Here is a 6,117-nt window from a genome sequence, read left to right as displayed (position 1 = left end):
GACTTCGGCTGCGTGGGGGCGGTGGGGGTGGCCGGGCGCTTCGCGGGCCCGCGGTCGAAGGTCGTGACCTGGCCGGTGGTCTGGTACGACGAGTAGCCCCCCATGCCCTGGGGCGTTTCGAGCTTTCCGTTCGCCCCACGCTGCAGGGTGATCTGCTTGCCGGACGCCGGGTCGTTGGCCATGTACTTGCCGTCGGCCGTCTTGCCGGTGACGAGGATCCAGTGGTCACCCTGGCCGTCGTGCCCGGGCTTGCGAGCCCCCTTCGGGCCGGTCTTGTAGTCGACCTCCATGACCACCGGACGCCCCGCGGCGAGCTCCTGGTCCACCCGGTTCGCGGTCCAGATTTCATTTTTCGGCCTGCGGGTGACGGTCACCGGAGGCGTCGTCAACGCGCCCATGGAGCTCCACCCCTTGCCTTCGAGCGCCCCTCCGGCGGTGAACCCACCCACCTTGTTGACCTGCTTGTTGCTCTGATCCGGCGTGATGGTCTGACCGGAGATGCCGCTGATCCCCATGGTGACGGCCGTCATCGCGCAGCCAATCGCGCCGACGTTCGAGCTCCCCATCGGCAGCTTCGCCCAGGGCTCGTGTTCGCCAGCGGTCTTGTTCTGGGAGTACAGCGGGTAGCCGTTGCTCGAAGGGAACGTGCGGCCGTTCTTCGTGAAGACGGCGGCCTGGGTCTGCTGCGGCGTCTGCGCCTGCTGGGTGCTGCCCGCGTCGAAGCCGTCTCCCGGGTTCGCCACGGTCTTGGGCGTCACCGCGGGGCCGTCCGTCTGCCCCTGCTGCTGCGGCGCCACCTGTGGCTTCGTCGCCGGCTTCGCTGCCGTGAAGGTGTCCTGAGACACGATCAGCTTCTTGCCGGCGATGATCTTGTTCGGGTCCTTCAGCTGGTTGAGCTTCGCGAGCGTCTCCACGCTGGTGTGGTGCTGCTTCGCGAGCCGGCCGAGCGTCTGGCCCTTCTGGATGGTGATGGTCGTCAAGTGCGTCCCCCTTGGCGTAGAGGTCGCGCCTGTCCGGATTGTTTTGCATTCACGGCAAAAGAAAGCGGCCGGGCCCCTTTCGGGAACCCGGCCGCTTCTTCACGTCAGAGCTGCCTTGCTGACTACTTCTTCAGCTTGGAGGCCATGACGTCGCCCAGGCGGGCCTTGGAACCCTCGGCCTGCTTGCGCAGGTACTCGCGGTAGTCCTCGCCCTCGCCGATGAGCGCCTTGATGGACAGCGCCACCTTGCGGTCCGGAGTGTTGATGTCGATGAGCTTCACCTCGACATCCTGGCCCTCGCTCACCACGTCGCGGGGGTTCTCCACGCGCTCTTCCTTCAGCTCGGAGACGTGGACGAGGCCCTCGATGCCCGGCTCGATCTCCACGAACGCGCCGAAGTCGGTGACCTTGGTGACCTTGCCCTTCACGCGGCTGCCCACGGGCAGGCGCTCGGAGAGGGTCTCCCAGGGGTCCGGCTGGAGCTGCTTGATGCCCAGGCTGAAGCGCTCGTTCTCGACGTCGATGTTGAGGACCACCGCCTCGACCTCGTCGCCCTTCTTGAACATCTCGCCCGGGTGCTTGATGCGCTGGGTCCAGGAGATGTCGGACACGTGCACCAGGCCGTCTACGCCCTCCTCGACGCCGACGAACACGCCGAAGTCGGTGACGTTGCGGATCTGGCCCTTGATGACGGAGCCGATCGGGTACTTGTCCTCGAGCAGCGTCCAGGGGTTCTGCTCGATCTGCTTCATGCCCAGCGCGATGCGCTTGGCCTTCGGATCGATGTCGAGGACGACGGCCTCCACCGTCTGGCCGACCTCCAGGATCTTGGACGGGTGCTTGAGGCGCTTGGTCCAGGACATCTCGGACACGTGCACCAGGCCCTCCACGCCCTGCTCGATCTCGATGAACGCGCCGTAGTCCGTGATGGACACGACCTTGCCGGCGACGCGGGTACCGACGGGGTACTTCTCGTCGGCGCGGTGCCACGGGTCCTCCTGGATCTGCTTGAGGCCCAGGCTGACGCGCTCCTGCGCGGGGTCGAACTTGAGGACGACGACGCGCACTTCGTCACCGACGTTGAACATCTCGCTGGGGTGACCGATGCGGCCCCAGGACATGTCGGTGATGTGGAGCAGACCGTCGATGCCGCCGAGGTCGATGAAGGCGCCGTAGTCCGTGAGGTTCTTGACCACGCCCTTGAGGACCGCACCCTCCTTGAGGTTCTTGAGGGTCTCCTTCTTCATCTCCTCGCGCTGCTTCTCCAGCAGCACGCGGCGAGAGAGGACGATGTTGCCGCGCTTCTTGTTGAACTTGATGACCTTGAACTCGAATTCCTTCGAGATGTACTGGTCAAGGTTGCGCACAGGGCGGATGTCGACCTGGGAGCCGGGGAGGAACGCCTTCACGCCGATGTCGACGGAGAGGCCGCCCTTCACGCGTCCGACGATGGTGCCCTTGACGATCTCATCACGCTCGCACGCGGCGGAGATCTCGTCCCAGATGCGCATCTTGTCGGCCTTCTCCTTGGAGAGGACGACCATGCCGGTGTCGTTCTCGCGGCTCTCCAGGAGGACCTCGACGGGGTCACCGGACTTGACGGTGACTTCCCCGCGGGGATTGGTGAACTCGGAGATCGGGACCTGACCCTCGGACTTGTAGCCGATGTCCACGATCGCGAAATCCTTCGTCACCTGCACGACCGTGCCCTTGACGATCTCGCCTTCCTTCAGGATTCCGTCGCCGCCACGCTCCTTGAGCGAGGCCTCGAACATCGCCGCGAAGTCTTCGTCACCGCCGTCGATCTGCTGGTTCACGTTCTGCTGCATGAAGTGGAAGTCCTTGGAACGGTACAACTGCCCCCTGTTGAGATGGGTGCGCGGCCGCCTGCGGGGAGCGACGGGAAACCGCGATTGTCCCTCGAACAGGGACGCAAGGCTGGTTGGAAGCCGCGCACCCTAGACACCTGGGTTTCCGGGAGTCAAGTGGGGCGCCGCGCCATGTGGTGATCCGTGTTCTATGAACGGCCGGCCGGGTCCGCATCTGTCCTACCCTGCCGCCGCCCCCTGCCCGCTCGCCCTATGTGGGACAGGCGGAGCGCTACCCTTCGCGCCGGAATGTCTCCCGCGCGATGACCATCCGCTGCACCTCGCTGGTGCCCTCGTAGATGGTCTGCACGCGGGCGTCCCGGAAGTAACGCTCGACCGGGAACTCGTCGATGTAACCGTAGCCACCGTGCAGCTGCACGGCCTTGTCCGCGACCTTGTTGCTCATCTCGCTGGCGAACAGCTTCGCCATGGAGGCCTCGCGGGTGAATGGCTGGCCGGCCTCCTTGAGGGCGGCGGCGCGCAGGGTGAGCAGCTCCGCCGCGTCCAGCTGTGTGCGCATGTCCGCCATCATGAAGCGCGGGCCCTGCATGTCCGCTACGGCCTGACCAAAGGCCTTGCGGTCCTTGGTGTACGACACGGCCGCCTCCAGCGCCGCGCGGCCCGTGCCGCACGCCTGCGCCGCGATGCCGATGCGCCCGCCGTCCAGCGCCATCATGGCCAGACGGAACCCGTCGCCCTCCTTGCCCAGGAGGTTGGCCGCCGGGACCTCGCAGTCCTCGAAGGTGAGCCCCACGGTGTTGGACGCGCGCAGGCCCATCTTGTCCTCGTGCTTGCCCACGTGGAGGCCCTTCGCGCCGCCCTCCACGATGAAGCAGGACAGGCCCTTGTTGCCGGACTGGCCCGTGCGGGCCCACACGACGATGACGCCCGCGTAGGCACCGGAGGTGATCCACTGCTTGCTGCCGTTGAGCACGTACACGTCGCCGCGCTTCACGGCGGTGGTGCGCATGGCGCCGGGGTCGGAGCCCGCGTGCGGCTCGCTCAGCGCGAACGCGCCGACGATGGCCTCACCCGACGTGATGCGCGTGACGTACTTCTCCCGCTGCGCGTCGTTGCCGGCCGCGTGGATGAGCTCCCCGCACATGTTGGTGACGGCCATGGCCACGGACACGGAGGCGTCCGCGGCGGCCATCTCCATCATGGCCAGGGCGTAGGACACGACGCCCGCTTCCGCGCCGCCGTACTTCCCCGGCAGGTTCACGCCCAGCAGGCCCACTTCGGCCAGGGCCTTGAAGACTTCCGGGTCGAAGCGCTCCTCGCGGTCCGCGGCGCGGGCGTGCGGGGCCACGCGCTCGCGGGCGAACTTGCGCGCGGTGTCGCGGATGAGCGTCTGGGTCTCGGTGAGGTCGAAGTTCACGGGCGAGGTGTCCTGGTCGCTACTCGATGGCCTTGAGGTTGAACGGGTACTCGATGGGGTGGTCGCGGCCGTCCGGGGGCTTGGGGAAGTCCATGGACGACAGCACCGCCACCACGCAGTCGTTGAGCCCCGCGTCCTTCAGCGTGCTGCCGTGCTTGTCGATCTTCGCGCTGCGCACGGTGCCCTCCGCGGTGATGGTGAAGGTGGTGCGCAGCAGGCCCTCCACCTTCTTGTCCTTCTCCACCATGTGGTCCTCGTAGCATTCCTGGATGCGAGGCATGTGGTGGGCCATCACCTGGCGGATGGAGTCCGGGGTGAAGGGCAGCTTGCTGACGTCCAGCCCGTCGTCCTTCTTGGGGGCCGTGGCCGGGGTCTCGGCCGCCGGAGCCTTGGAGGCCGTGGCGGACGTGGCCTTCTTCTTCGACGACGTGCCCTGGGCGAGCACCAGCGGAGACGCCAGGCCCAGGGACAGGAACAGCACGGGGAGGAGCGCGCGCTTCATACCGGTGACTACTCCTTCAGCAGGTTGGCGGAGATGACGATGCGCTGGATCTCGCTCGTCCCCTCGTAGATTTCCGTGATGCGCGCGTCGCGCACGTGGCGCTCGGCGTCCATCTCCTTGCTGTAGCCCATGCCGCCGTGGATCTGCAGGGCCTTGTTGGCCACGCGGCTGGCCATCTCGCTGGCGTACAGCTTGGCCATGGCGCTCTCCGGGCTGTGGCGCACGCCCTTGTCCTTCATCAGCGCCGCGCGCCACACGAGCAGCCGGGCCGCGTCGATCTCCATCGCCATGTCGGCGATCATGAACTGGATGGCCTGGTGGTCGCGGATGGGCTTGCCGAACGTCTTTCGCTCACCGGAGTAGCGCACCGCCTCCTCGAAGGCCGCGCGCGCGATGCCCAGCGCCTGGGATGCGATGCCGATGCGGCCGCCGTCCAGGGTGGACATGGCGACCTTGAAGCCCTCGCCCTCCTTGCCCAGGCGGTACTTCTCCGGCACGCGCATGTCCTCGAAGAACATGGAGCAGGACCAGGCGGCGCTGATGCCCATCTTCTTGTCGGGCTCCGCGCGGGTGAAGCCGGGGGTGTTGGTGGGCACGAGGAACGCGGTGATGCCCTTGTTGCCCGCTTCCTTGTTCGTCATCGTGATGAGGACGATGGCGTCGGCCTTGGGGCCGTTGGTGATCCAGTTCTTGGAGCCGTTGATGATGTACTCGTCGCCGCGCTTCACGGCGATGGTCTTCTGGGCGGCGGCGTCGCTGCCGGCCTCCGGCTCCGTCAGACCGAAGCAGCCGATCTTCTGGCCGCTGGCGAAGGGCTTGAGGAACTGCTCCTTCTGCTCGGGGGTGCCGAACTTGGACACCGGGTCGCAGTAGAGCGAGTTGTTCACGCTCATGATGACGCCGGTGGAGGCGCAGCCGCGCGAAATCTCCTCCATGGCGATGGCGTAGCAGACGTTGTCCAGGCCCGCGCCGCCCCACTCCTCCGGCACGGCGATGCCCAGCAGGGACAGCTCCGCCAGCTTCTTCACCGCGTCCGTGGGCCAGGCGTGCTGTTCGTCCCACTTGCGGGCGTTGGGGATGAGTTCCTTGGCGGCGAACTCGCGGCACAGCCGCTGGATCTCGCGCTGGATGTCGGTCAGCTCGAAGTTCATGGTGGACCTCCCATAGTACGGGGTCCGCCCCGGGGCTACTCCGAAGACGTCCCCCCGTCCCCGGGAGGAGGAATCCGGGTCCCAAAGAACATCGCCAGCGGCACCGTGACGTCGAAGGACACGTCCGTGCGAGCCCCAGCGTCCGTCCACGCCCTGCGCACCACCACCGACACCGTCCAGGGTTGGGTGTCCCGGTGCCGTTCAATCAGGTCGTAGGTGAGCCCCACCCCGGCCACCC

At 66.9% G+C, this 6,117-nt stretch carries 5 protein-coding genes and 1 pseudogene; all 6 read right to left on the bottom strand.

From position 1 onward, the window contains the following. Positions 1-980: LysM peptidoglycan-binding domain-containing protein (locus tag D7W79_RS37530; protein WP_120530071.1), on the bottom strand; the 980-nt coding region annotated here is incomplete at its 3' end. 122 nt (positions 981-1,102) lie between these two features. Continuing rightward, the gene (locus D7W79_RS37525) at positions 1,103-2,809 is read right to left on the bottom strand and encodes a 30S ribosomal protein S1 (RefSeq protein WP_120530072.1); all 1,707 of its coding nucleotides are present in this window, start codon (positions 2,807-2,809) and stop codon (positions 1,103-1,105) included. 271 nt (positions 2,810-3,080) lie between these two features. Continuing rightward, positions 3,081-4,226, bottom strand: a complete 1,146-nt coding sequence (locus D7W79_RS37520) for an acyl-CoA dehydrogenase family protein (RefSeq protein WP_120530070.1) — start codon at positions 4,224-4,226, stop codon at positions 3,081-3,083. A gap of 19 nt (positions 4,227-4,245) precedes the next feature. Next, the gene (locus tag D7W79_RS37515; RefSeq protein WP_120530069.1) at positions 4,246-4,728 is read right to left on the bottom strand and encodes an AgmX/PglI C-terminal domain-containing protein; all 483 of its coding nucleotides are present in this window, start codon (positions 4,726-4,728) and stop codon (positions 4,246-4,248) included. An 8-nt stretch (positions 4,729-4,736) separates the two neighbouring features. After that, complete coding sequence (locus D7W79_RS37510) at positions 4,737-5,879, bottom strand: acyl-CoA dehydrogenase (protein WP_120530068.1); 1,143 nt, start codon at positions 5,877-5,879, stop codon at positions 4,737-4,739. Positions 5,880-5,914: 35 nt separating this feature from the next. Next, positions 5,915-6,117, bottom strand: a pseudogene (locus D7W79_RS37505) (hypothetical protein); the annotation flags it as partial.

Source organism: Corallococcus exercitus (assembly GCF_003611585.1).
GTDB classification, from domain to species: domain Bacteria; phylum Myxococcota; class Myxococcia; order Myxococcales; family Myxococcaceae; genus Corallococcus; species Corallococcus exercitus.
The sequence above is the reverse complement of the archived record's forward strand: the minus strand, read 5'-3'. Positions and strand labels throughout refer to the sequence as shown.